This window comes from Ectothiorhodospiraceae bacterium BW-2 (assembly GCA_008375315.1).
GTDB lineage: Bacteria > Pseudomonadota > Gammaproteobacteria > Thiohalomonadales > Thiohalomonadaceae > BW-2.
In genome coordinates, this window is sequence record CP032507.1 from 304,895 (window position 1) to 327,608 (window position 22,714).

The following is a 22,714-nucleotide window of genomic DNA, read 5'->3' on the forward strand; positions in this document are numbered from 1 at the left end:
GCTCAAAGAGAGCAGGAAAGAAGTGTGTGATGGTCAGGTGGAGTTGATAGACGACATCTTTGCGCTGTAATTTACGTTTATTCCGATTCTTTTTTTAGACCGGACGGATTGGTTCGAAGCTGATTTTCGTGCAGTTGACATGCGGTTACCTCTCAAAATTGGAGATATATGGGCTATTTTTGCTGGAAAAAATAATTTTTTTGCCAATGTAAGTTTATGAAGTTAGTCGGTTATGGAGCTGCCCCTGAATTGCTGTGCCTTAATCGCACTTATCGGCTCTGCTGGGCGAGGCAACCCCGATATTTGCCTTTGGAGAGGCGCTTGGTCATCAGCCAGTAGCCATTGTTCTCATAGACTAGCAGGCGAATCATCGTTTTGGAGCGGTTAATAAAGGCAAACACGGTGCCCGAGCGCGGCTGTTGGCCGAGTTGGTGTTGGCACATCGCGACAAAGCCGTCGATGCCACCGACAGTCAGCCATCTCTCATCCATAACCTTCGTTCTTAAAAGTAACCCCCATAAATGACATTGGCGGATTACCAATATGTGGTCACTGGCCCCCGTGCCACGCGCATTGGTGGTTCGGCAGGGGGAGTGGGGCTACTGCTCGGTAGCGGCAAAGCGGAAGTTAGATGTAGGGCTTGAACAGTCAGTGTAGCCCTCCCCCACCAGGTGGGAGAGGGTGATGTAGGCCTTGTTGAGTTAACCAAACATATCGGTAGTGATATTTTTAAACCAGCCGTGAGCAAATTGAGCCTCGCGCGCTCTAAGGCGAGGATCAGCTTGAGGAGGCGAGAGTCCACCGGCCCCCTTAATGGCTTCAATTCGACCCTCGTGTAGCTGATAAACGGCTGCAACTGAAATACCATAATCGGGGGTAATTAAGCTGTAACAGGTGTTGACATAGGAGGGTTCCGGCAACTCAACGCCTTGTAACTGCGCAACAATGGCTGCCGCACAGACCTTTCCTTGTGAATTAGCCGCATAACCCGATTTAGGCATAGCACCCGCAATCGCCGCATCGCCAATCACATAGATATTCGGGTGACGAGTCGATTCAAAACTGCGTTGATCCACAGGGCACCAACCACTTTGATCGGTCAGATCGGCCTTAACCGCTAAAGGAGCCGCTTTTTGTGCCGGAATAATATTAATCACATCCCCTCGGTAGTTATCAAATTCACCCACAAGTTGGTGATCATCAAGACTTAGCGCCTCTATTTTCCCCCCCGCAGCGCCGCCGACCCACTCAATCATGTCGCCATAGAAACGGCTCCAACCTGCGGTAAATAGCCCCTGTTTAGAGAAGGCATCTTTATGATCTAAAATTAAAATTTTAGATTTTGGTTTATGGTGTTTAAGGTAGTGGGCAATCTGCGCCGCCCTTTCGTAAGGCCCGGGCGGGCAACGAAAAGGGTTAGGGGGAGCACTAATTAGCACCGTACCGCCATCACGCATCGCTAATAGCTGCTTTCGCAATAGCTCCGTTTGTGCTCCAGCTTTCCACGCATGGGGGTAGGTGGTTGCGGCGATCTCGGCACTATATCCCTCTATCATCTCCCAACGGTAATCGACACCAGGTGAGACAATAAGCCTATCGTAACGGTAGTGCCGTCCCTCTAAGCCATGAACTAGCTGCTTAACAGGATCGATACCAATCACCTCATCCTGCATAATATGAATACCGTGAGAGGAGAGACCGCGATAGTTAAAGGTGAGCGAATCGAGTGTACGCTCGCCACTTAATACTTCGTTACTCAGTGGGCAGGAGCGATAAGAGGCCTCCTTCTCAATAAGCAAGACATCGAGCGATGGATCGAGCTTTTTAAGATATTTTGCGGCAATGGTACCGCCATATCCCCCCCCAATAACCACAATTTTGGCACTAGAGGGGGAAGCGGCATAGCTTTTAGCCGTTGCTAACAGCGGCAGCGTTGCGCCGATCTTAATAAAATCTCTGCGATTAAGTTGACTCATCGTAGGCTGCTCCTATTTTTGACTGGCGTAGAAATGGCTGATAGCGCGAAGCTGATCAGAACTGAGCTGCTCGACACGCTGTAGCATTTTAGCCGGATGGCTACCATGGTAGCCGCCGCCTTGCTGCATATCGGTCAATTGATCAAAGAGATAGTCGTGCCATTGACCGGCCAATCTAGGGGTATCTCGCTGCTGCGAACGCCCCTCATCTTGATGGCAAGAGGCGCAGAGCTGCTGATGTAACTCACTCCCCGTCTCACTGAGACTCCCCTCCTCGATTTGAGCCGCCTGCTGCCAAGGTTTAGCGGCAAAATAGGCTGCCATCGCTTTTAACTCATTGTCGCTATACCCCCTAGCAATACGACCCATAATCGTTGAGGGACGAACATCGTTTTGATAGTTAACCATCGCCTGATAGAGATAGCGGCTATTTAACCCCGCTAATGAGGGCATGTGGCCGCCGGCACTATACCCATCGGTACCGTGACAGCCAGCACAGGTATTAGCTAACATAGCCGCTGAGCGTGGTGTCGCCGCAGAACTGTAGGGGGCGACCACGATCCCGCCAAATAGAACTAAAGTGGTCAGTAGTCGGAATTTAGAGCTCATAACTTATCCTCACGCCCATTTAGCCAAATCATCAATTTATCAATCTCCTCACTATGGTGCGGTTTTCGCTCTCTTGCCTCATCTAGTGCGGCGCGAGCTAAGGGGTATTGGCCTAGATGGAGATAAGCGATAGCCATACCAATAAAAGCGCGACCGGGCTCTTCGCCTTGACGGATCGCACTCTGATAGCTCTGCACTGCCTGTTGATAGTGTTGGTTTAAAAGCTGCTGATTCGCCTGCTCTGTTAGCGGCACAGAGGCCGCACTCGCTAACAGCTGCCCTGTATAGAGCATAAGCCCAGCGAAGGCGATTCTTAGAGTGGAACAGTATCTATTTCGCATCGATATTTTTCTCCTATGAGGTAACCCTCTCTGCTATCAATAGGCTCGTCATTGAGCTCAATAGCAGAGAGGTAGCGGTGAATAAGCGCCTATTTAAGCGCGCCCTTACCGTAACGCGCTTCAAACCCTTTGCGTACAGTATCGAGCTGCTCTTTGCTCATGCCGTTAAAGTACCAGTCGTGCCCTTCATGGGAACCAAAGTACTTAGCTAGCAGCTCATCGGCGCGTTGTGTGTTGCCATCTTTATGCATCACCACCTCTTTTAACTCTGGAATGAACTTCATATAGGTGTGTTTCGCAACATCGTAGATACCGTGCCACCAAGCGTAGTCGGGGCCGCTCATGGAGGCGCCATGGCGAGCGCGACGACCTTCGTGGTGCCAAATCTCCCACCAAGTCCACTCAATCGCATCGTCGAATGGACCAGAGGTAATATATCCCTCCTGTTTAAGAACCCCCATAATCGCCGCAATCGGTTTAGCAAACTTCTCATTGTAGAGATCAACCAGATCATCGAACTGCTTGTAGTGCCCCTCAATAACACTGCCACTATGGCAGGCACTACAGACGCTCTTCATCTTGTTGCGTCTATCTTGCCATGTCAGAACCTCAATCACTCGCGATCCTTTAGCCATGTCACCGACTTGAGGTATCTCTGCCCCCTCTTTAACATCAAACTCATCGCCATTTTCAAGCCGAACTAGGTTGAGTTTATGCGAAATCGGCGGGCGTAGTGTCCACGAGATGCGCTCTCCGACATTGTGAGTCTTTCCCTCTTCACCACCGGCGCTCATGTGACAAGTTGCACAAGTCGGTGCGGCAACATAGTCGATACCTGCAACCCACTTATCCGATTTAAGATTCATCTCATCGATACTAGCGCGGTAGATAATGCCATGCTTCGATTCGTTATAGACCTCGATTTGGGGGTGGTCGGGACCCACATGACACTTTCCGCAAGTATCAGGAGTTCTCGCCTGTGCTTTAGAGAAGCCGTGACGGCCATGACAGGCGGTGCAGGAGCCTTTGGAGCCATCAGGGTTGATACGGCCAATACCGGTATTTGGCCAGCTTCCCGGAAGCGGCTTACCATCCTCCCCTATTTCGACTACCCCGCCATGACACTGCCGACAGCCGGCATTAACCGCAGCCGGACCGCCCACAACCTCACCGAGCAGGTTATCGAGCGAGGCTAAAATCTCTCCCGCTTTGGAGTGGTGCGATCCATCCATCTCCTCAAATTCGGTCGTGTGGCAGCTAGAGCAATCTTTAGGGGTGACAATAATTGAGATAAGCTCCCCCTCATGCATAAAGCCATCACTATCCTCGGCCTTAGCTTGGTGACAGTCGAGGCAGTTCACCCCACTCTGGCCATGCTGACTATCGTTCCACTGCTTGGTCAATCCGGGGGTTTCACTCAAGTGGCACTCGACACAGGCGATCCCTTTAGGATTGCCCCAGTCGCTGCCTATCGCTCCCGCCGGACGAGCCGCATAGCTTTGACTCACCATCAAGAGCGAAAAAAGCGTAAAAAATAGCCATTTTAGGCAAAAAATAGACAGTCTCATCGATTAGTTCTCCTATCGGTGGTTATCAAAGGTAAAACAGTGAGTGGCTTTAAAAATATTTCCCACACTCATAGAGGGAGATTTTATAGCGTGCGCCAAGAGTGTTCTTGATATAGATCAATTTTATTAACCGATTTTTAGGCGAAAATGGGGACAATTAGGGGGATCAACGGCGGATGGAGCGACTAAAATTATGACAATTCCTAATCGGATACTCTTCAGACATCACGAATTATTTAAATTTTTGGATGAAAAACAGCTACAAAAAATCGAAACCTGTGCCAAAAAAAGAGTTTTTAGACGGGGTGAGTACCTCTTCTTTCAGGAGGATGAGGCGAAACACTTCTACTTAGTCTGCCAAGGTTGCGTATCGCTCAATTTTCGGGCCGATAATGGTGAGGAGCGGGTGATTGAGCTAGTCTCAGCTGGGGGAACTTTTGCCGAAGCATTAATGTTTTTGCAGGCATCTTACTATCCAGTCTCGGCTAAAGCGGAGAAGGATACTGAAATTATTCAATTTAACTCAGACACTTACAGAAAAACAATTACGAAATCAAGCGAGTGTTGTTTAAAGATGTTAGGCCATCTGAGTCGTCGCATACATCAACTCTTAATTGAAGCAAATGAATACACGATGTTAACCTCGCGCCAAAGATTTATCAGCTATCTTATCGAACTCCAGCAACAGCAGCAAAACTTAACCATTCACCTCCCCGCTTCACGCCAAACCATCGCCTCACACCTATATATGAAACCCGAGACACTATCGCGTACCATGCTGCAGCTTAATCGAGATGGGCTGATTGAATGCAACCAACAATATTTAAAAATCATTGACTTACATAAACTTCAGCAGGCAAAAATAGTGGTATAGCTCCTGTTAAGATGCTTGACACAACCGCCCCCTCAGGCCAAAATCGCCACAGCATAGACACCTTCTAAACCACGACCCATCGTAGATAGCTACTGTAAAATTGACCATGATTCAAGTCCAACCAGACGACTTTAACCCAGGTGAGCTGATCGCCCAGCTACACCAGAGCCGCCCCAACATCGGCGCCGTGACCTCATTTCTCGGCTTAGTACGCGACATGGCCGAACAACCATTGACCGGTTTTACCCTCGAACACTACCCCGGTATGACCGAAAAGAGGCTACAGGCCATCGAAAATGAGGCGCGATTACGCTGGAATATAGAGGAGGTGCTAGTCGTTCACCGTTATGGCGAGCTAAAACCGGCTGACAGAATTGTGCTGGTCGCCGTCGCCTCAGCCCACCGATGTGAGGCCTTTGCCGCCTGTGAATTTATTATAGACTACCTCAAAACTCAGGCACCGTTTTGGAAAAAAGAGTCCACCGCTGCTAAGTCACACTGGGTAGAGGCCAAGCAGAGCGATGAGAGGGCCGCGACAAGATGGCAGACTAAGCGCAATGAGTTCAACCTACCGCTGCTGGCCATTAGTGGCGAGAGCGGCGTCGGTAAAACCACCCTACTAGAGCGACTGATTCCCACATTACAGCACAGCGGGGTTCGGGTTGGCGTCATAAAACATAGCCACCACCATTTTGAGATTGATCAACCGGGTAAAGATAGCTACCGGCTGCGCCAAGCCGGAGCTAAACAGGTAATTTTGGCCGCAGATCATAAACTCGCGATGATGTTAGAGCCGCACGAAGCGCTAACCCTATCCCAATTGCCGCACCATTTTCATCAGCAAGAGCTCGATCTTATTCTAGTCGAAGGTTTTAAGCAGGAGACGATACCCAAAATCTGGCTGCTACGAGAGCCCTATCTGCCCGATCCGCTCCAACCTGATCCAAACTGCATCGCTATCGCCACTGATCGCCCCGATCTTGATACTCAAGGCTTACCCCGACTCGACCTTAATCAGATCGATCAAGTCGCCCACTTTATTCAGCAACAGATAGGCACCGTATGACCCCCCCCTTTTTTTTGAGTCACTTTAACGCCGCCGGTGAAGCGCACATGGTTGATGTCTCTAACAAAGCCGCCACCGATAGACGCGCCGTCGCAGCCGGTACCATCTTTATGCAGCCACCAACCCTACAACTCATTATCGAGCAGGGACATAAAAAGGGTGATGTGCTCGGCACCGCCCGCCTAGCGGGCATTATGGGGGCGAAAAAGTGTGCTGATCTGATTCCGCTCTGCCATCCACTCCCTTTAACCCACCTCGCAATTGAGCTCACCCCGAATCGAGAACGCCATGCAGTAGAGTGCACCGCTACCGCGGCTACCAACGGTCAAACCGGTGTCGAGATGGAGGCGCTTACCGCCGTACAGATTACCCTGCTGACCATCTACGATATGTGTAAGGCGGTCGATAAAGGGATGGTAATGGGGGAGATCCGACTTATGGAAAAGTTGGGCGGTAAGTCTGGACAGTGGCAGCGGCCATAGAACGATTCATCATGCTTACGATCTCTATTCCTCGCTGTGAGGAGGCTGACAAATAACGAAACGATGGACAAGGCCGTAGATATTGACCAGCAATTCAGAGTCACCGCCAAACCAGCATCACTACATAGCCTTGCTTTCTTGGCGACAATACCCCCCCTCTTCTCAACATTTCCTTGTTGAAAAGTCAACTATTTCAAATTGTACAGCGGTGTTGAGTGAGCTTGTCTCCAGTGTGTAATGAGGGTTATCCCGAATTTCGGAGCGGGGATCTCCATCGTCTTTTAATTGATGAGTCGAATCTGGCAGGGGCGCCCGGTGAGTTGGGCTAATTTCGTTACCGACAGTTTTCGTTCAGTCATAACGGCAATCATCTTTCCCCAGATGCGCTTTAAGGTCATCTTCCCCTGCATAACACTTTGAAATGTCTTGCTAAATACCAGTAACTGATTGATGATGTGAGCTATTTGCAAGCACTGGTAGTAATTCTTGGTCGCCAGATAACTCACCCGTGAAAATTTGTGCTCTAATGCATATCCATGATTTTTTTGGGTATTAAAGCCTTCGTTCTCTATTTTCCAGCGTAAGCGTCCGGTACGGCTCAATTCCGGTGCCGTATTCCAGTTGATGGGATAGGAGCTAATGTGAACGAACCGATTTTCAATTATCTGCCCCTCTTTGTCGGTGGTTGTCTCTATGCATTCCAGCCAGTGTAGTTTCACGCCATGATAGTCAATATCGTTAATCCATGTATAGTTTTGCTCAATGACATTATCCTGTTGCCGTAGAATGATTTTTCGTTGATTGCCGGATGTTAACTGGCACAAGGATTTAACCTCTTCCCAAACAGATGGCAGATTGCCATCCTTGAAGGTGACTATCCAGCCCCAACCATACTCTGAGCAAATTTCGAAGAATCCCTGATAAGGATAGAGTCCATCGGCAACCAGACAGATGGGTAGACGCGGAAACGCCGATTTCAACTTTTTTGCTAGGCGTTTGAATGCCTTACGCTCACAATCCTGTTTGTCATAGTTGCCCTCTTCGGGGTTTTCCAGCCACTCTGTGGCAATGGAGATGGCGAAGCCGTTAGCGGTAATCAGTTTGGCCTCTAAAACCATGTTATGCCAGCTACTTTTACCGCTGCTGTAGTCTTTGTGCAGCGCCTGTTCATGGGGACACTCTGTAAAACTATGAATCCCGCTCGCATCCACCGCAATGACAAACCATTCACCAAACAGCCGTTGATTGTGGAATATCTTCTTTTTCAACAGCGCCCTAACCATGGATTGAGTCAGTTTTTGCAGTTGATCCTCCGTGAGTTGTCGCATGACATTATCGACGGTATCCATAATGAGGTAGCGGCATTTTGAACAACCGCTGGTAGTTTTTGCGAAAGCGTTTCTCTTCGCGCAGATTATTCATTTCATTACGAGAACCGGCTTTAAAGAGAAACATGGCAATGCAGGCCGTAATAAGAGCCGCCAAATCATAATTAGTAGATGTCCGGCACTCATCCAGCTCTCTCATCTGCTCAAAGAGAGCAGGAAAGAAGTGTGTGATGGTCAGGTGGAGTTGATAGACGACATCTTTGCGCTGTAATTTACGTTTATTCCGATTCTTTTTTTAGACCGGACGGATTGGTTCGAAGCTGATTTTCGTGCAGTTGACATGCGGTTACCTCTCAAAATTGGAGATATATGGGCTATTTTTGCTGGAAAAAATAATTTTTTTGCCAATGTAAGTTTATGAAGTTAGTCGGTTATGGAGCTGCCCCTGAATTGCTGATATTGACACCCAATTGGATGACAATGAACTGAAACAATACGCAGCAAGTTACCCGCAGGAGTAACATCGCGACCATAGAGCCGATATCGACTGTGCGATAGTTTTTCGGTTTAAAGCCATTATCAAGACCCCGTTCGATAAAAAAGGGGCCAACTCGCCGTAACATTAACAGTAGTAGCGACAGAATCAGATAGAGAGCGCTATAGAGACCCCATATTTCGCCATCGGCAACCACCCCCGCAATACCTAACCAGAAGAGGAGCTCCGAGACCCCGATCAGCAGCAGTTTTAACACAATAGATAACTGCGACCACTGCCTCACCTTAACCACAGGCCAAGCGACCGCCGCCACCAACCCGAACAGAAACAGTAGCTGAATCGCCATTAGCCAAATCCAAGGAGTGATATCGCTAAGCAGCATAACCAGCCGCGCCAAGAACCATAGAGCTACAAAAAGCGCCAAAAGAGGGCCACGAATGGTCTGCACTCCCGTCCAGTTCTTAACCGCCGTTAGCAGAAAACCGGCCACCACTGCCATGGTATAACCATAGATCATCTCGTGGGCGTGCCACTGCCAACTCGGCATAGCTAACAGGTTCAGTGGTAGATGGTGTGAGTAGTTTAATAACCAAATCACCATCGCCACCGCACCAAATAACCCCGCCCCTAAAAAAAAGGGGCGAAAGCCGAGGTTAAACAGGGCAAAGTGCTGTTGATCCACTGGTTCTAAATTTAACCCTACCACAGCCATGAAGCTACCTCTCGTTAGTTAGAAAATCGCCAGTACACTCCATGCTAGCTCGCGCCCACTCAGCGGGGGTATTGGTATTGAGCAGCGTCTCAGGGGCGGTAGCCTGAAGATACCGCAGGGGAAATTGGGCTAAAAAATTGCGCACCGACAGCGATCTCCGCTGAATTAACGCCCGATGTAACGGCTCAACCATCTCGATCGGCTGGTAGAGAAACAGCGGCAGCGGATGGCCATCGTAGCAGCATGAGCTGGCATGGGCCATACCACTATCGACTAGACAGGAGAGGGTCTCGGGCACTAGCCAAGGGAGATCAACCGGCACCACCAGCAGCGGCAGAGTAGCGCGATAGTGACGCAAGAGCGAGTAGATCCCCCCTAGCGGGCCGCTATCGACAAAGCTATCGGCAATGTATCCCGACTCCCCGCTATTACGGGAGATCAACACCTCACCGGCTCCTGCCTCCTGCAATAGACGCTGCGTCCGCTGTAGTAGCGTCTCACCATTGCGAGTTAATAGCGCCTTATCTTGACCCATGCGGGAAGATCGGCCTCCAGCTAAAATTGCACCATGAAAGCTAGGATTAGCCATTGCGTACCTGAAAACGAGAGACCAGTTGCGACAGATCGTTAAACTGCTCTTTCATCGTTTGGCTCACCGAAGAGAGCTGCTCGACCATTGCCGCGTTCTGTTGCACCGCACTATCCATCTGCACCACTGCTGTATTGACCTGCTCAATTCCCTGCGACTGTTCCTTACTAGCTGCGGAGATATCCTGTATCAGATCACTCATCTGCCTCACCTCGGTCACAATCTGCTTTAATGAGCCACCCGATTTATCCACCAGCTCAACGCCCCGCTCTACCTTCGCCAGACTATCGGTTATTAGCTGTTTAATCTCTTTTGCGGCTGTTGCGCTACGCTGCGCTAGATTGCGAACCTCTGCCGCTACCACAGCAAAACCGCGCCCCTGCTCACCCGCTCTAGCGGCTTCGACGGCAGCATTGAGGGCGAGTAGATTGGTTTGAAAAGCGATTTCGTCGATAGTCGTAATAATGGCGGCAATCTGCTTACTAGAGTTCTGGATCTGCTGCATTGCATCAACGGTATCCTGCACAACGCAGCCCCCCTCCTCGGCTAATGAGCGAGCCGACTGCGCCACCTCAGTCGCTCGGTTTGCATTAGCGGCATTTTGACGCACGACAGAAGTCAACTCTTCCATACTTGAGGCGGTCTGCTGTAGCGATGCTGCCTGCTGTTCAGTACGGGAGGAGAGATCGTCGTTACCGCTACTAATCTCATTCACTAACTGCCCCATTGCTGACGATGACTGTTTCACAGCACTGATAATCGACTCAATTTTATCGGCAAAACGGTTAAAGGCACCACCGAGTAACGCTATCTCGTCTCGCCCATACAGGGTAAAGCGGCGGGTTAAGTCGCCCTCGCCCTTAGCGATATCATCTAAAAACTGATAACTCTCAGTCAGTGCGTTACGAATCGAGCGGCCAATTAGCCACCCTAAAAGGCTCACTACCGTCACTATCAGGACAATGAGTACGAGCGTGAACACCATACGATTCAACGACTCATGCTCAATCGTTACCGCTAGCTGTATTAGCTGCTCTGCTTGCCAATCCTCCAGCTTTTTATATAAATTTATCATGTCCGTTATAGTGGCAAACCAGAGCGAGGGGGCGATACCGTAGCCTCTCTGCTGCTGAGTAAGAGCTCGATTAGCCTCCCCTTCCCACCCCTCTTTCGTCGGAGCGCTCAAAATAAGCTGCTCCATCTGAGCGACTTTGGCCAGGATAGGCTGCTGCGTTAACGCCAGATAGCGCTGCTTTAATTCAGAGGGGGCGAGCTGATTAAAACGGGCGAGTAGGGTCTGCTGTTGCTGCATCAATTCGACTAACTGTATTAGCTCCTCAACACGAACGCTATCTCGCTCAAATAGCCCACTTAGTAACGCCCGCTCTAATCCAAGGCGATCTTTAGTCTGCAAAAAGAGGGCATAGGCACTAGCACTACGACTATAGTGACCATGGTTAGTCTGATTCCCCTTTTCGCTAATGATTTGCAAAAATTGGCGAATAGTCTGCGTATAGCGCTCCACGATCTCTCCTCTCTGCCCCTCTGATGCTGCATCATCGACACGGCTACGAAGTCGCGACAACGATTCTAACTGCTGCAACAGGGGGGAGGTATCGATCGCAAAATAGCGCCATAGGGAGTCATGCTGTTGCTGCCGCAACATCTGCTCTAGTTTAGCGATATCGGTATCACTCTGTTGCCGCTGGGCGATTAGCTGCTGCTGTTGTTGTGCGGTGTTAGAGGAGAGAAGAGCGGCCGAAAGCCCCCGCTCTAGCTGTAGTTGATGCACCATATCGCCGATGGCAACAGAGAACTCGGCCATCTGCTGTAGATAGTCCACATCGCGATAGTTATCCCAAGAGTTCGATAGGGTTGTTCCACCATAATAGAGTATCGCCAAGAGAGGAGCCGCCATTAGCAACAACAACTTTTGCCCTATTCTTAACTGCACTAAAAAACGCTCAAACATCTTCATCGGGTAGCCTCTTGTCACTATATATGACTATGTTGCATGTTAATCTAACGGTGCTCTGCAGACTCTAAAGTCACCAGCTTAAGCTGACGATCCACCTGCATAAAGGTACGAATGGCGGCATATTGCTGCCCACTCCAGCCAATCCAAAACAGCAACCACACTCCGCCCAAAATTAGGGCGGCGCTATCGGCATAGCCATTCAGTAACAGGATAGCGGGTACCATCCCATACCAGAGATAGAGTAGCCACTGTGCCGAACGCTCGGAAACAAACTGTCGCATATTAGGAATTTTAACCCGAGTCGTCTGTTGCCAGAGCGCTAACTGACGGTTATGCAGGTGCAGCCAACAGAGAAAAGGGATGATTTTATAGAGCATTCCCACCATTAACGGCAGCAAGACAGCACCCACCCATAGTAGCGCTATCGTCAGGGAGTAGTAGTTAAATAACTGCGCTATCCAAGGGTGCAACAGCCCCATTAGAGAGATAAGTAGCAACACCACCACCCCAGAGCGCCACCAACTCACAGTCACATCAGCCACCTTACGCATTCGGTGCTGCTGTAGCCATAGAGTCACTACGCTAAACAGTGCTAACCACGCCAGCGCAACATAACGCAGATCATCGATAAAGAGCCCTCCCCACAGTAGCACAATCCACAGCGGCACCATAACGACTCTAAATCGGCGCGGGTAGGGGGGCGTGGTCTGAAACATCGGTACTAGCTGTAGCGCCACCGCGACCACTACACCGATAAACCACCCCCCTACCGCAACGATAATATGGCTCTGCCGTAGTATCTCATAGTAACCGAGCTGAGTTAGCCAGCCACTACGGGCCAATATTAGCCAAATCCCGAAACCGACCAGTGTGACCACAAAGGGTAGCAGTAGCGCTAAGCCGTGCAGCGTCTCGCGCAGATAGCGGCGAGCTTGCCAGAGCGCAGCCGCCACGACCAAGATAAACAACAGATGAGCTAACAGAAGCAGCAGTGCCGCGCTAAGCAGCAGCCGCGACTCTCCTAGGTAGAGTCCGGTGCTCAGTAGCAGCGTTCCTACTACCAGCCCCCCATGAACTAGCCGCGCCACCCACAGCGACTGCCATAGTGCTACTCCACCCAGAACCGGCACTAACTGCTGGATAGCGCCGATAAAGATCATCTGTAACACCCCCAACGCCACTAGATGGACTAGCGCTAGCGCTTCGGGGGAGAGGGGAGCGGCAAGAATGGTCTCATAGTGCCAGAGCCACCACCCTCCGGCAAGCAGGGCAAACAGTGGCGCAGTCATAAAGTAGCGCAGCGGCACCCCTAGGGGGGGAGTCTGCTCCAGCGTCAACCCACCTAGATTCATGCGCTACGCCAGATAGTCAACTTCACCGGATGCGAGACTCCGGTTTCACAACGCCAGCTAAAACCGTGCTGTTCGAGCGTAGGATAGAGCAAAACCGGCTCCATACGGTGATAGACCACCAAGCTCTCCCCTACGGTAAGCTGCTCTAGTGCCGCCCTAATCTGCATCATCGGTTCACACGGCTCTAGCTCACTAACATCTAGCTCCATTACGCCACCTCAAGCGATATCCCAAAACGATCAGCCATCGGGTAGAGAATCGACTCCTCTTTGCCGTTGTGTTGCTGTAGCAGAACCAGCACCGTTTCGATCTCCCCTAGCGCCGCCTCCCTCGCCTGTGCGGCGATAAGGGTGGTCACCTCTGTCAATAGCTCTCGTAACTGCTGATGCTCGTGGCGCATCACCGCCGTCGGCCCCATCGGTGAGCCGATCTGCGCCTCTAGCTTCGGAAAAAGTTGCAGCTCCTCTAGCTGAAAATGGCGTTCGGTCTCGGCCATAAAACGACTCCATGCCGCCGAAGCCTCTGACCACTGCTGTTTGGTTATCGCTACCTCTGTTGCCGAAAGTTCGCTGTCGCAGCGTTGATGCTGCGTTGATAGTTGCTGAAAAATCGTCATAACACTCTCCTAACTACAGTTACAAAGGAGAGTAACCGATCGATAGCGGTGCATCCTTGATCTATATCAAGGCGCATTCTCTCTCCACCCCTTACCCTTCGCTCCCTTTTTTTATCGACAGGAGCTTAGCTATGCAGGAGTTTTTTACCAAAAGCATGGCCAGAAATATCTACTATGGAGGTTCTCTTTTCTTCATACTGCTCTTTCTGGCGCTGACATTCGATACCCATCGCGCTTGGCCAGAGCGCGATAATCGAGAGAATTTGACCGAACAGGTCGCTTTCGGTAAACGGCTCTGGGAGGAGAATAACTGTATCGGTTGCCATACCCTGCTAGGTGAAGGCGCCTATTTCGCCCCTGAACTCGGCAATGTCTATGAGCGCTTTGGTCGTAGTGATATCGCCATTAAGGCCTTTATCAGCAGTCGTCCTGTCGAAGGGGTACCGGGGCGGCGCAGTATGCCACAGTTTAACTTCAGCGATGAGGAGCTCGATGCTCTAATTGAGTTTCTTAAATATGTCGGCGGTATTAATACCGAAAACTGGCCCCCTAACATTCAAGGCTAAACGGAGTGACTATCATGCAATACCCTTCACAAGAGGTGGCTAAACCCTACTTTATCGCAGCGATTGGGCTGTTTTTATTGCAAATTATCTTTGGCCTGATGATGGGCTATCAATATGTCGCCGGAGACTATCTTTTCCCCGAAATCCCCTTTAATGTCGCCCGCATGGTGCATACTAACTTGCTCATTGTCTGGCTACTATTCGGTTTTATGGGAGCCTCCTACTATTTAGTACCTGAGGAGGCCGGTCGCGATCTCTACTCACCACGGCTGGCGATAGTGACCTTCTGGGTCTTCCTCACCGCTGGGGTGCTTACCATTATCGGCTACCTTTCGGTGCCATACGCCACTTTAGCGGAGATAACCGGTAATGAACTGCTGCCTACCATGGGACGAGAGTTTCTTGAACAGCCGACGATTACCAAAATCGGTCTGGTGATTGTCATCCTCGCCTTTTTCTATAACATCGCTATGACCGTTCTCTCCGGTCGGAAAACGGTCGTCACTGTGGTACTACTCACCGGTCTGATGGGGTTGGCGCTGCTATTTCTGTTCGCCTTCTATAACCCCGATAACCTAGTTAAAGATAAATACTACTGGTGGTGGGTGGTGCATCTCTGGGTTGAGGGGGTATGGGAGCTGATTTTGGCCTCTATTCTCGCCTTTGTGTTAATTAAAATCACCGGCATCGACCGTGAGGTGGTGGAGAAGTGGCTCTATGTGATTATTGCTATGACGCTCATTACCGGCATTATCGGTACCGGTCACCACTACTACTGGATCGGCGCTCCCGCCTACTGGCAGTGGTGGGGTTCGATCTTCTCAGCCCTAGAGCCCATTCCGTTCTTTATTTTGACTCTGTTCGCCTTTAATGTGATTAATCGCCGCAAGCGAGAGCACCCGAATAGGGCGGCAACGCTCTGGGCGATGGGGACGGCGGTAATGGCCTTTTTAGGCGCTGGTGTCTGGGGTTTTATGCATACGCTTGCCCCTGTCAACTACTATACCCACGGCACCCAAATAACTGCCGCCCACGGTCATCTCGCCTTCTTTGGCGCCTATGCGATGATCGTCATGACAATTATCTCCTATGCGGTGCCGCTAATGGGTGGTCAGGAGGCGAAATCTAACCGACGGCAGGTGATGGAGATGTGGTCGTTCTGGCTGATGACCGTTTCAATGGTCTTTATCACGCTCTTTCTCACTGGTGCCGGTATTTTACAGGTCTATCTGCAACGCTATACCGAGACTCCGCTCAACTTTATGACGGTACAAGATAAGGTCGCCATCTTCTACTGGATGCGCTTTCTCAGCGGTTTTGTCTTTATTACCGGTGCAACCCTGTTTGTACTCAGCTTTCTGCCTGATCACAAGCAGCAGACGGCTACCGTTTAGAGCTGACACTTCTATTTCGGGGCGATGAGTACGCTACGCAGAGCAACCCAAACCGGCTTCTTCGCCCTCTTTATCGCCGCCCCACCGCTCGATCTGCTACGGATCGATCTGCTGGCGGGGCATCTGATTCTATTCGGGGAGCCGTGGCACCTTGGCATCTCTGCTGATAGCTCGCCTGCTGCACTAGCACTCACTATCGCGCTCTACTTTCTGTTACCGCTGCTAGGCTTTGTGGTGACCGGCATCGTGATCGCTTGGCGTTATGGCCGACTCTATTGTGGCTGGCTCTGCCCCCACTACAGCGTGGTCGAACTGATTAACGCCCTGTTGCGCCGAGCTATCGGCAGACTATCTATCTGGGATAGAGCCCCCCTTCCCGAACAGCAGTGTGATGGTAGCGCTATCACACCCCAGCCGAGATTTAAACTCATCACGGTGCTTGTGGCCTTGTCGATGGCGGCACTGTGGGCGGTGGTGCTGCTCACCTACCTGCTCCCGCCCTCACTCATCTATGCTAACCTGCTGACACTCGATTTTAGCGCCAATCAGTGGCGCTTTTTGGCAGTCGCCACGATCCTCTTTACCATCGACTTTCTCTTGGCCCGCCACCTCTTCTGCCGTTTTGGTTGCGCGGTTGGGGTGGCACAGAGCCTAATCTGGATGGGTAATCGGCGTGCGCTGGTGGTCGGTTTTGATAGCCGCCGCGCTAAACTGTGCCAAACATGCGATAACTCCTGCGAGCACGCCTGCCCAATGCGACTTAAGCCGCGCACCATTAAGCGGGCGATGTTTACCTGTACGCAGTGTCGCCGCTGTATTGAGAGCTGTGAGAAGGTGCAGCAGCAGAGTGGAGAGGCTAGCCTGCTACAGTGGGTCACTGCTGCCGATGCTGAACAGGTTGCCCGCCTTGCGCCACGGCTACAGCCGCCCCCCCCACACCGACAGGAGTCCAATAAATGACCCAAGCCTATCTACCCCAAGGGGAGGAGCTTATCCTGTTTGAGTACGCCTATCGCCGTCAACTGCCCCTGCTTATTAAGGGGCCTACCGGCTGCGGTAAAACTCGACTCGTTGAATATATGGCGGCAACATTACAGCGACCGCTCTACACCGTCGCCTGCCATGATGATCTCACCACCGCCGATCTGGTAGGCCGCCATCTGATTGGTGACCACGGTACCTACTGGAGCGATGGCCCACTCACCCGTGCGGTACGCGAAGGGGCAATCTGCTATCTCGATGAGATAGTCGAGGCGCGAAAAGATACCACTGTCGTGCTCCATCCGCTCTCCGATCACCGCCGCCTGCTACCTCTGGAGCGAACCGGTGAGCTGTTACAGGCCCCTAAAGAGTTTATGCTGGTGATCTCCTACAATCCTGGCTACCAAAATCTGCTCAAAGGGCTAAAACCTTCGACTCGACAGCGCTTTGTGGCACTCAAGGTGAGCTACCCTGAACCGAAGCATGAACAGCAGATTGTCATTAATGAGACGGCCATCTCGGTAGAGTGGGCGAAAAAATTGGTCGATATCGCCACCGCGCTACGAACGCTCACCGAACACGATCTGGAGGAGTCGGCCTCGACCCGCCTGCTAGTCTATACCGCCAGCCTGATTCAAGCCGGACTCGATCCCGTGACTGCCTGTCAGGCAGCGCTGATTGAACCGTTAAGTGATGATGAAGAGACCGTTGAGGCGTTAATGGAAGTGGTAACGACCCATATTGGCAAGCTCTAATATGTTCACCCTGACGCAGATTCAAACGCCTCTACTGCCACTACGATCGCTCCATCCGGGTTATTTTGCCATGGTCATGGCCTCAGGTATTATCGCGGTCGGCTTCGAGGGGATAGCACAGCCACAGCTCGCACAACTCTTTACTCTATTTGGGATAGGGGTATTATCGGGGCTACTCTATCACCCGCATCACAAGAGCAGCAGAACATGATCTTACCTACAGAGAGACAACAACAACTCATCCGCCAGCTACCGCTATTCCAGTCGCTGACATCAGTGCAGTTTGCTCAACTCATGGCACAAACCCACTGCCACAGCTTAAAAGGGGGAGAGCTGCTGTTTCAGCAAGGAGATCCCTTTAAGGCTCTGTTTGTGACCTTGGAGGGGGATATTAAACTATTTCAGCTCATGGCAAATGGCGATGAGAAGATTGTCGATATCGTCAGCAGCGGCCACACTTTTGCAGAAGCGATCCTCTTTTTTCGCGCCCGCCGCTATCCACTCAATGCTATCGCTCTAAAAAGTACGGTGGTCGCAGCCATACCCGCCCTCCTCTATGAGCAGATTTTACGCTCATCAGTCGATCTCTGTTTTGAGTTAATGGGCAAAATGAGCCAACGCATCCACTGGTTAATGGGAGAGATTGAGCAGTTGACCCTCCATGATGCCACCTCGCGCCTAATCAACTGGCTACTCGATCACGCTACGAATGCGCCTAATACGACAGTTGAATTAACACTGCCCAAACAGGTGATCGCCTCACGACTATCGATTCAACCCGAAACCCTCTCCCGCATCTTAAAACGGCTCGCACAGCAGGGCTACTTGCAGCTGCATGAGAATCGTATCGATCTGCTCAATATCGAAGCGCTTAGGGCGCACACTCAAGGATAGACCCATCGCCATGGAGGAGTTAGTCGGCAAACAGTGGCACCACTGGATCACAAGGTTGGCCGATCCTCATCGCCATGCTGCCGTCGAGCTATCGACACAACACTACTCGTTGACACTGCTGCTACGAGCACTCTCCGGCCAGAGCGAGGTGGTGATTCGCCCGGCGCTTAAACGGGTGAATCGACAGCAGCGGAGCTGGCTACAGCGCCTTGCCGGTAACCGAACCTTCACCACTCCCGCTTGGCGTGATGCCGATACCCTCTATCTACCCACAACCCTCGCTCTGTTTGACGATAGCCGGCTCAATCGGGAGCACTATCTCTGGCTGACCGCCCTTGGTAGCCTTAATAGCAGTCGAGAGGCGCTACTGCAACGCTATCCGGCACTACAACCGCGCTGGCAACGACTTATTCAAGCCTGGCAGCGCCTCTATGGCGAGCAGCCACCCCTGCCGCTGCAACTAGCGATAGCAGAGCGTTCGCCGCCTCCCTCCCCGACTCCTGAAGATCCCGCCGCTCTAGCCGACAATAGCCCTCCAGAAGATGAGGGCAATCATTCGCAACAGAGTCCGCAGCGCCATCGCGCCGAGCGAGCCGAACTCCCCCAACAACGAGGCAGTATGCTCGCCTTTCGGCTAGAGAGCCTCTTTAGTTGGACCGAATTTCTGCCACTTAATCGCGCCCATGACGAGAGCCCCAACCCCGACGCCGCCCGCACCGCTGAAGATATGGAACAGCTCCACCTGCAACGAAGTCGCAGTCGGCTATCGCACCGTATTCGGCTCGATTTTGATCTCCCGGCAACCGAGTATGATGATCTCCCTTTAGGGGATGGAATCCCCCTCCCCGAGTGGGACTATCGCCACCAACAGCTTCGGGCTAACTACTGCAAGTTACAAATAGTCACCGCCAGAGAAGAGAGCTCGGCTCCGCTCCCCTCCCGTCTGCATCCATTAGCACGGCAGCTACGAAAACAGATGGCCGTGGTAGAGACTCTGCCGCAGTGGCGCAACCGCCAAGAGGAGGGGAGTGAGATCGATATTGAGGAGTATATCGACTATCAGAGCCAACCACAGCGCCTCACCTTGCCGGCTATCTATCGCCAACCTCACCCCCGTCAGCGCCAAATCGCCACGCTACTGCTCGCCGATCTCTCGCTCTCGACCGATAGCTGCGCCAATAATAACACCCGAGTCATTGATATTATCCAAGATGCGCTGCTGCTATTTGGAGAGACACTACACCACTTAGGCGACTCGTTTGCCCTCTACGGCTTCTCATCTATCCATCGCCAACAGGTGCGCTATAACCATCTTAAAGCGTTTAATGAACGCTACGATGATCGGGTTCGTGGGCGCATTTTGGCGACTAAACCGGGCTACTACACCCGCATGGGTGCGGCGATTCGCTACGCCACCAAACAACTTCAAAGCCAAATAGCTGAGGAGCGGTTGCTACTGCTATTAACCGATGGTAAACCGAACGATCTTGACCATTATGAGGGGCGCTATGGCCTAGAAGATACTCGTCACGCCATCGTAGAGGCCAAACGACAAGGTGTCCGCCCCTTCTGTATCACTATCGACCAACGCGCCGAAGCCTATCTGCCCCACCTCTTTGGTCAACAGGGGTGGGTGTGGGTACGACAGGTAGAAGATCTCCCCAAAAAATTGTCTCAGTGGTACGGCAATCTTACCCGACGCCATTAATCAATAGCCCCAACAATAAGGCATCCTAATTATCTATTATGCAAAACAAAGTAGTCTAAAATAAATCGTAAAAAATCTGTCTTAGAAGGCATCTCATCTAACGCATCCATAGCCCGAAAATAGTGCCTATATAGCTCGATCTTGGCGTTCTCTACCCCCAAAACGGTAACAAAGGTGGCGTTTCTGTTTCGTTTGTCCATCTCTATCGGCTTACCCATCTTGTCCGGATCACCTTGCTCATCCAAAATATCATCACGAATTTGGAACGCTATCCCTGCATGTCTAGCAAACACTTTAAGTTTATCGACCCTCTCGTCCGTTGCCTCTTTCAGTACTGCGGGCATCATTAACGACGCCTCGATCGCTAAACCAGTTTTATAAAAAGATAAATTCTCTAGCTGCTCCAGTGTCAACCTCTCCTCTTTAGAGCTTAAATCCATATACTGTCCTTTGCACATAGCCTCAACAATCTCGGCACTATATTTTATAAGTCTATTGATTATTGTCGCATCGAACCCAGAGAGTGAAGCCTGCTCTTCAACTGCCTTTAATATGATAAAAACACCAGTCAACTCAGCCAAAGATTCACTTCCATATTTAACATGCAACGCAGCCCTTCCCCTTCTCTTTTCCGCATTGTCTTGAGTCGGTTTATCATCAAAAATAAGCGAAGAGGTATGCATATATTCTATAGATTTAAACAGAGGGATTAACAGCTCCTGTTTGATACCAAACATATCAACACCGGCGATATAGGCTAACATAGGCCGAAGCCGCTTACCCCCTGACCCTAAGCTATAATTTGCTGCTTCCACCAAAGTCTCATCTAGGCCGCTATGCCTTTGCTGTTGTTCAATTTTTAAATTTTTATTTATAAAATTTCCGATTCTCTTCAGCTCTTCCGAATAGATAGCGGCATCGGTTTTTTTATTATAAAAATAGTCGGTTATTTGCACGCTTATCAGCTTATCAAACCAATAGATATTGGGTGATGTTAAGGTGATTTTTTTTATCAATGAGTTAAAGCTATTTGAACGGGTTTTAAACACATCCATAAACGCATGATAACCACGCAAACCTTTTTGAGAGCAGAGGCTTTTATGGGCATTAATTGTCCGTTCTAAAATTAATTTTTTGGCTATTGGCTCCTCTTTATACACAACATAGATCAAGGTAAAGACAACACTCCAATATATCTCATAGGGATTCACCAAATCGGCTCTTTTTTTGTAGTGCTTCAGGTAGTAGGTGTATGGGGTAACCACTCCCTGCAATAGATCACTGTCGATATCCTTAATGTCATCATTAAATTGGTTATATATTCCGTAATAGAACATATTATCATCAAAATCACTATCGCCGCCGCCACCTAATACGGAGCGAGCCATTAGTCTTGACGAGGCGGACTTTAAGATAAGGGGGATAAAAATATCTTCATTTGAGTAAGTTGTATTAGTTATAATTTTAGCTCTATCCAACTCTTGTGAGTTAAAGAAAAGATAGGCTTTTTGGTAAAAATCTTTAATATTTGAATCGAATTGATGGTTTTTTATCGTCTGAAACGCCTCTTTCAGCTCCTGATAGACAAAATAGATAAAATCACCATTTTCCCCACCTAACGGCTGCAATACAGGGACTCCCTGTTCAACTAAAGTGGTACGAATCATATCTGAAAACATCAATTTCTCCTCAGCGGTTAGCACCGAGGAGTGATCTAAAATATCGTCAATAAATGGATAGGTTAAGCCGTAAGCGTACCCTAAGCGTACAGCCTTCGCATATCGCCTCCCCCTCTCCTCTTTCGTCAATGTTTTTGGCGCAGTATCGATCGCTATCATCACCACACCCGCCACAATTTTAACCAACTTTCTCAGCGCCTGTTCAGATGAGAGCTGTGGTGGGATATTATTTTGAATCAGCTGAAGTTTTTCGATCAACCATACCAACGCAGATTCTGCATTATATTCGCACGACTTTTTAAACAATAGCGACAAAAAACTCTTTTTTGGTGCCGAGTTTTGCAATATAGAGCGAACTATTTTATCTTCTAGTTTACCAACTATCTGCTCTATGTCAGATTGCACCTCCTGTTTAGAGAGATCTTTTCCTAAATCTCTTAAAAAGATATAACCAATGGATCTATCTAAATAGTTATGGAGCTGCTTCTTCCCGTCAAGATAATTCAAAAAAGCTTTTGCATCCGACATAGGGGGAGCGTTGCTATATACTTTATCCACCCAATATCCAACAATATTAGCGACCCCAGAAGGGGGTGATTTTAATCTCTTATAATCAGCCTCAAGCTGTAATAAAAAACTCGCTGAATTCAAGTTACTTATTAGCTGTTGGTAATATTTTTTTGCCCTATTTTGATATAAATGATAGCTATTTTCTGCCTCTTCAAATTTATTCACTTAAAAACCTTTAAC

Annotated in this window: 23 protein-coding genes and 1 pseudogene; 10 read left to right on the plus strand and 14 right to left on the minus strand. The window is 50.1% G+C overall.

Annotation, left to right across the window (positions count from 1 at the left end; all coding sequences use genetic code 11):
* Positions 1-269: 269 nt before the first annotated feature.
* From D5085_01295 to D5085_01315, 5 genes are all read right to left on the minus strand, one after another.
* Positions 270-491 carry a hypothetical protein gene (locus D5085_01295; GenBank protein QEP41898.1) on the minus strand — a complete coding sequence of 74 codons (222 nt, stop codon included), beginning with the start codon at positions 489-491 and terminating at the stop codon, positions 270-272.
* Positions 492-701: 210 nt separating this feature from the next.
* Positions 702-1,976: a cytochrome C gene (locus D5085_01300; GenBank protein QEP41899.1), complete on the minus strand. Its 1,275-nt coding sequence runs from the start codon at positions 1,974-1,976 to the stop codon at positions 702-704.
* 12 nt (positions 1,977-1,988) lie between these two features.
* Positions 1,989-2,585 carry a cytochrome c4 gene (locus D5085_01305; GenBank protein ID QEP41900.1) on the minus strand — a complete coding sequence of 199 codons (597 nt, stop codon included), beginning with the start codon at positions 2,583-2,585 and terminating at the stop codon, positions 1,989-1,991.
* Positions 2,582-2,926: a tetratricopeptide repeat protein gene (locus D5085_01310; GenBank protein QEP41901.1), complete on the minus strand. Its 345-nt coding sequence runs from the start codon at positions 2,924-2,926 to the stop codon at positions 2,582-2,584. Before D5085_01310 ends, D5085_01305 begins: the two co-directional genes overlap by 4 nt.
* 89 nt (positions 2,927-3,015) lie before the next feature.
* The gene (locus tag D5085_01315) at positions 3,016-4,494 is read right to left on the minus strand and encodes a cytochrome C552 (protein ID QEP41902.1); all 1,479 of its coding nucleotides are present in this window, start codon (positions 4,492-4,494) and stop codon (positions 3,016-3,018) included.
* Positions 4,495-4,687: 193 nt separating this feature from the next.
* Here D5085_01315 and D5085_01320 point away from each other — a divergent pair, with 193 nt between their 5' ends.
* The 3 genes and pseudogenes from D5085_01320 (at position 4,688) to moaC (ending at position 6,916) form a co-directional block, all read left to right on the plus strand.
* Positions 4,688-5,368, plus strand: a complete 681-nt coding sequence (locus D5085_01320; GenBank protein QEP41903.1) for a Crp/Fnr family transcriptional regulator — start codon at positions 4,688-4,690, stop codon at positions 5,366-5,368.
* A gap of 106 nt (positions 5,369-5,474) precedes the next feature.
* Positions 5,475-5,915 (plus strand): annotated as a pseudogene (locus D5085_01325) (molybdenum cofactor biosynthesis protein MoaE).
* Positions 5,916-6,430: 515 nt separating this feature from the next.
* On the plus strand, positions 6,431-6,916 hold the full coding sequence (gene moaC / locus D5085_01330) for a cyclic pyranopterin monophosphate synthase MoaC (protein QEP41904.1): 486 nt from the start codon (positions 6,431-6,433) through the stop codon (positions 6,914-6,916).
* A 281-nt stretch (positions 6,917-7,197) separates the two neighbouring features.
* Here moaC and D5085_01335 read toward each other — a convergent pair whose 3' ends face one another.
* The 8 genes from D5085_01335 to D5085_01370 all read right to left on the minus strand — a co-directional run bounded on the left by D5085_01335 (position 7,198) and on the right by D5085_01370 (position 13,987).
* A complete protein-coding gene (locus D5085_01335) occupies positions 7,198-8,265 on the minus strand; it encodes a hypothetical protein (protein QEP41905.1) in 1,068 nt (355 codons plus the stop codon).
* Complete coding sequence (locus tag D5085_01340) at positions 8,249-8,443, minus strand: hypothetical protein (GenBank protein QEP41906.1); 195 nt, start codon at positions 8,441-8,443, stop codon at positions 8,249-8,251. Before D5085_01340 ends, D5085_01335 begins: the two co-directional genes overlap by 17 nt.
* A gap of 232 nt (positions 8,444-8,675) precedes the next feature.
* Positions 8,676-9,452, minus strand: coding sequence for an NnrS family protein (locus tag D5085_01345; protein QEP41907.1), 777 nt, complete (start codon positions 9,450-9,452; stop codon positions 8,676-8,678).
* 4 nt (positions 9,453-9,456) lie between these two features.
* On the minus strand, positions 9,457-10,041 hold the full coding sequence (locus D5085_01350) for a molybdenum cofactor guanylyltransferase (protein ID QEP41908.1): 585 nt from the start codon (positions 10,039-10,041) through the stop codon (positions 9,457-9,459).
* On the minus strand, positions 10,034-12,019 hold the full coding sequence (locus tag D5085_01355) for a methyl-accepting chemotaxis protein (protein QEP41909.1): 1,986 nt from the start codon (positions 12,017-12,019) through the stop codon (positions 10,034-10,036). The genes D5085_01350 and D5085_01355 overlap by 8 nt, the downstream gene beginning before the upstream one ends.
* Positions 12,020-12,063: 44 nt before the next feature.
* On the minus strand, positions 12,064-13,371 hold the full coding sequence (locus D5085_01360) for a hypothetical protein (GenBank protein ID QEP41910.1): 1,308 nt from the start codon (positions 13,369-13,371) through the stop codon (positions 12,064-12,066).
* Entirely contained in the window at positions 13,368-13,580 is a 213-nt protein-coding gene (locus D5085_01365) for a DUF2249 domain-containing protein (GenBank protein QEP41911.1), read from the minus strand. The genes D5085_01360 and D5085_01365 overlap by 4 nt, the downstream gene beginning before the upstream one ends.
* Entirely contained in the window at positions 13,580-13,987 is a 408-nt protein-coding gene (locus D5085_01370) for a hemerythrin domain-containing protein (GenBank protein QEP41912.1), read from the minus strand. Before D5085_01370 ends, D5085_01365 begins: the two co-directional genes overlap by 1 nt.
* Before the next feature lie 131 nt (positions 13,988-14,118).
* On the opposite strand from D5085_01370, the gene D5085_01375 reads away from it, so the two are divergent.
* Genes D5085_01375 through D5085_01405 form a run of 7 tightly spaced genes read left to right on the plus strand, consistent with a single transcriptional unit; the run spans position 14,119 to position 20,285 of the window.
* Positions 14,119-14,553: a cytochrome c gene (locus tag D5085_01375; GenBank protein QEP41913.1), complete on the plus strand. Its 435-nt coding sequence runs from the start codon at positions 14,119-14,121 to the stop codon at positions 14,551-14,553.
* A gap of 14 nt (positions 14,554-14,567) precedes the next feature.
* Positions 14,568-15,947 carry a nitric-oxide reductase large subunit gene (locus tag D5085_01380; protein QEP41914.1) on the plus strand — a complete coding sequence of 460 codons (1,380 nt, stop codon included), beginning with the start codon at positions 14,568-14,570 and terminating at the stop codon, positions 15,945-15,947.
* A 24-nt stretch (positions 15,948-15,971) separates the two neighbouring features.
* Positions 15,972-16,907, plus strand: coding sequence for a 4Fe-4S binding protein (locus tag D5085_01385; GenBank protein ID QEP41915.1), 936 nt, complete (start codon positions 15,972-15,974; stop codon positions 16,905-16,907).
* Positions 16,904-17,683: a CbbQ/NirQ/NorQ/GpvN family protein gene (locus tag D5085_01390; protein QEP41916.1), complete on the plus strand. Its 780-nt coding sequence runs from the start codon at positions 16,904-16,906 to the stop codon at positions 17,681-17,683. The genes D5085_01385 and D5085_01390 overlap by 4 nt, the downstream gene beginning before the upstream one ends.
* A 1-nt stretch (position 17,684) precedes the next feature.
* The gene (locus D5085_01395; protein ID QEP41917.1) at positions 17,685-17,894 is read left to right on the plus strand and encodes a hypothetical protein; all 210 of its coding nucleotides are present in this window, start codon (positions 17,685-17,687) and stop codon (positions 17,892-17,894) included.
* Entirely contained in the window at positions 17,891-18,577 is a 687-nt protein-coding gene (locus D5085_01400; GenBank protein QEP41918.1) for a Crp/Fnr family transcriptional regulator, read from the plus strand. Before D5085_01395 ends, D5085_01400 begins: the two co-directional genes overlap by 4 nt.
* Positions 18,519-20,285, plus strand: coding sequence for a VWA domain-containing protein (locus D5085_01405; protein ID QEP41919.1), 1,767 nt, complete (start codon positions 18,519-18,521; stop codon positions 20,283-20,285). The genes D5085_01400 and D5085_01405 overlap by 59 nt, the downstream gene beginning before the upstream one ends.
* 29 nt (positions 20,286-20,314) lie before the next feature.
* Here the strand turns inward: D5085_01405 and D5085_01410 are convergent, their stop codons facing one another.
* Positions 20,315-22,699 carry a polyprenyl synthetase family protein gene (locus D5085_01410; protein QEP41920.1) on the minus strand — a complete coding sequence of 795 codons (2,385 nt, stop codon included), beginning with the start codon at positions 22,697-22,699 and terminating at the stop codon, positions 20,315-20,317.
* Positions 22,700-22,714: the final 15 nt, after the last annotated feature.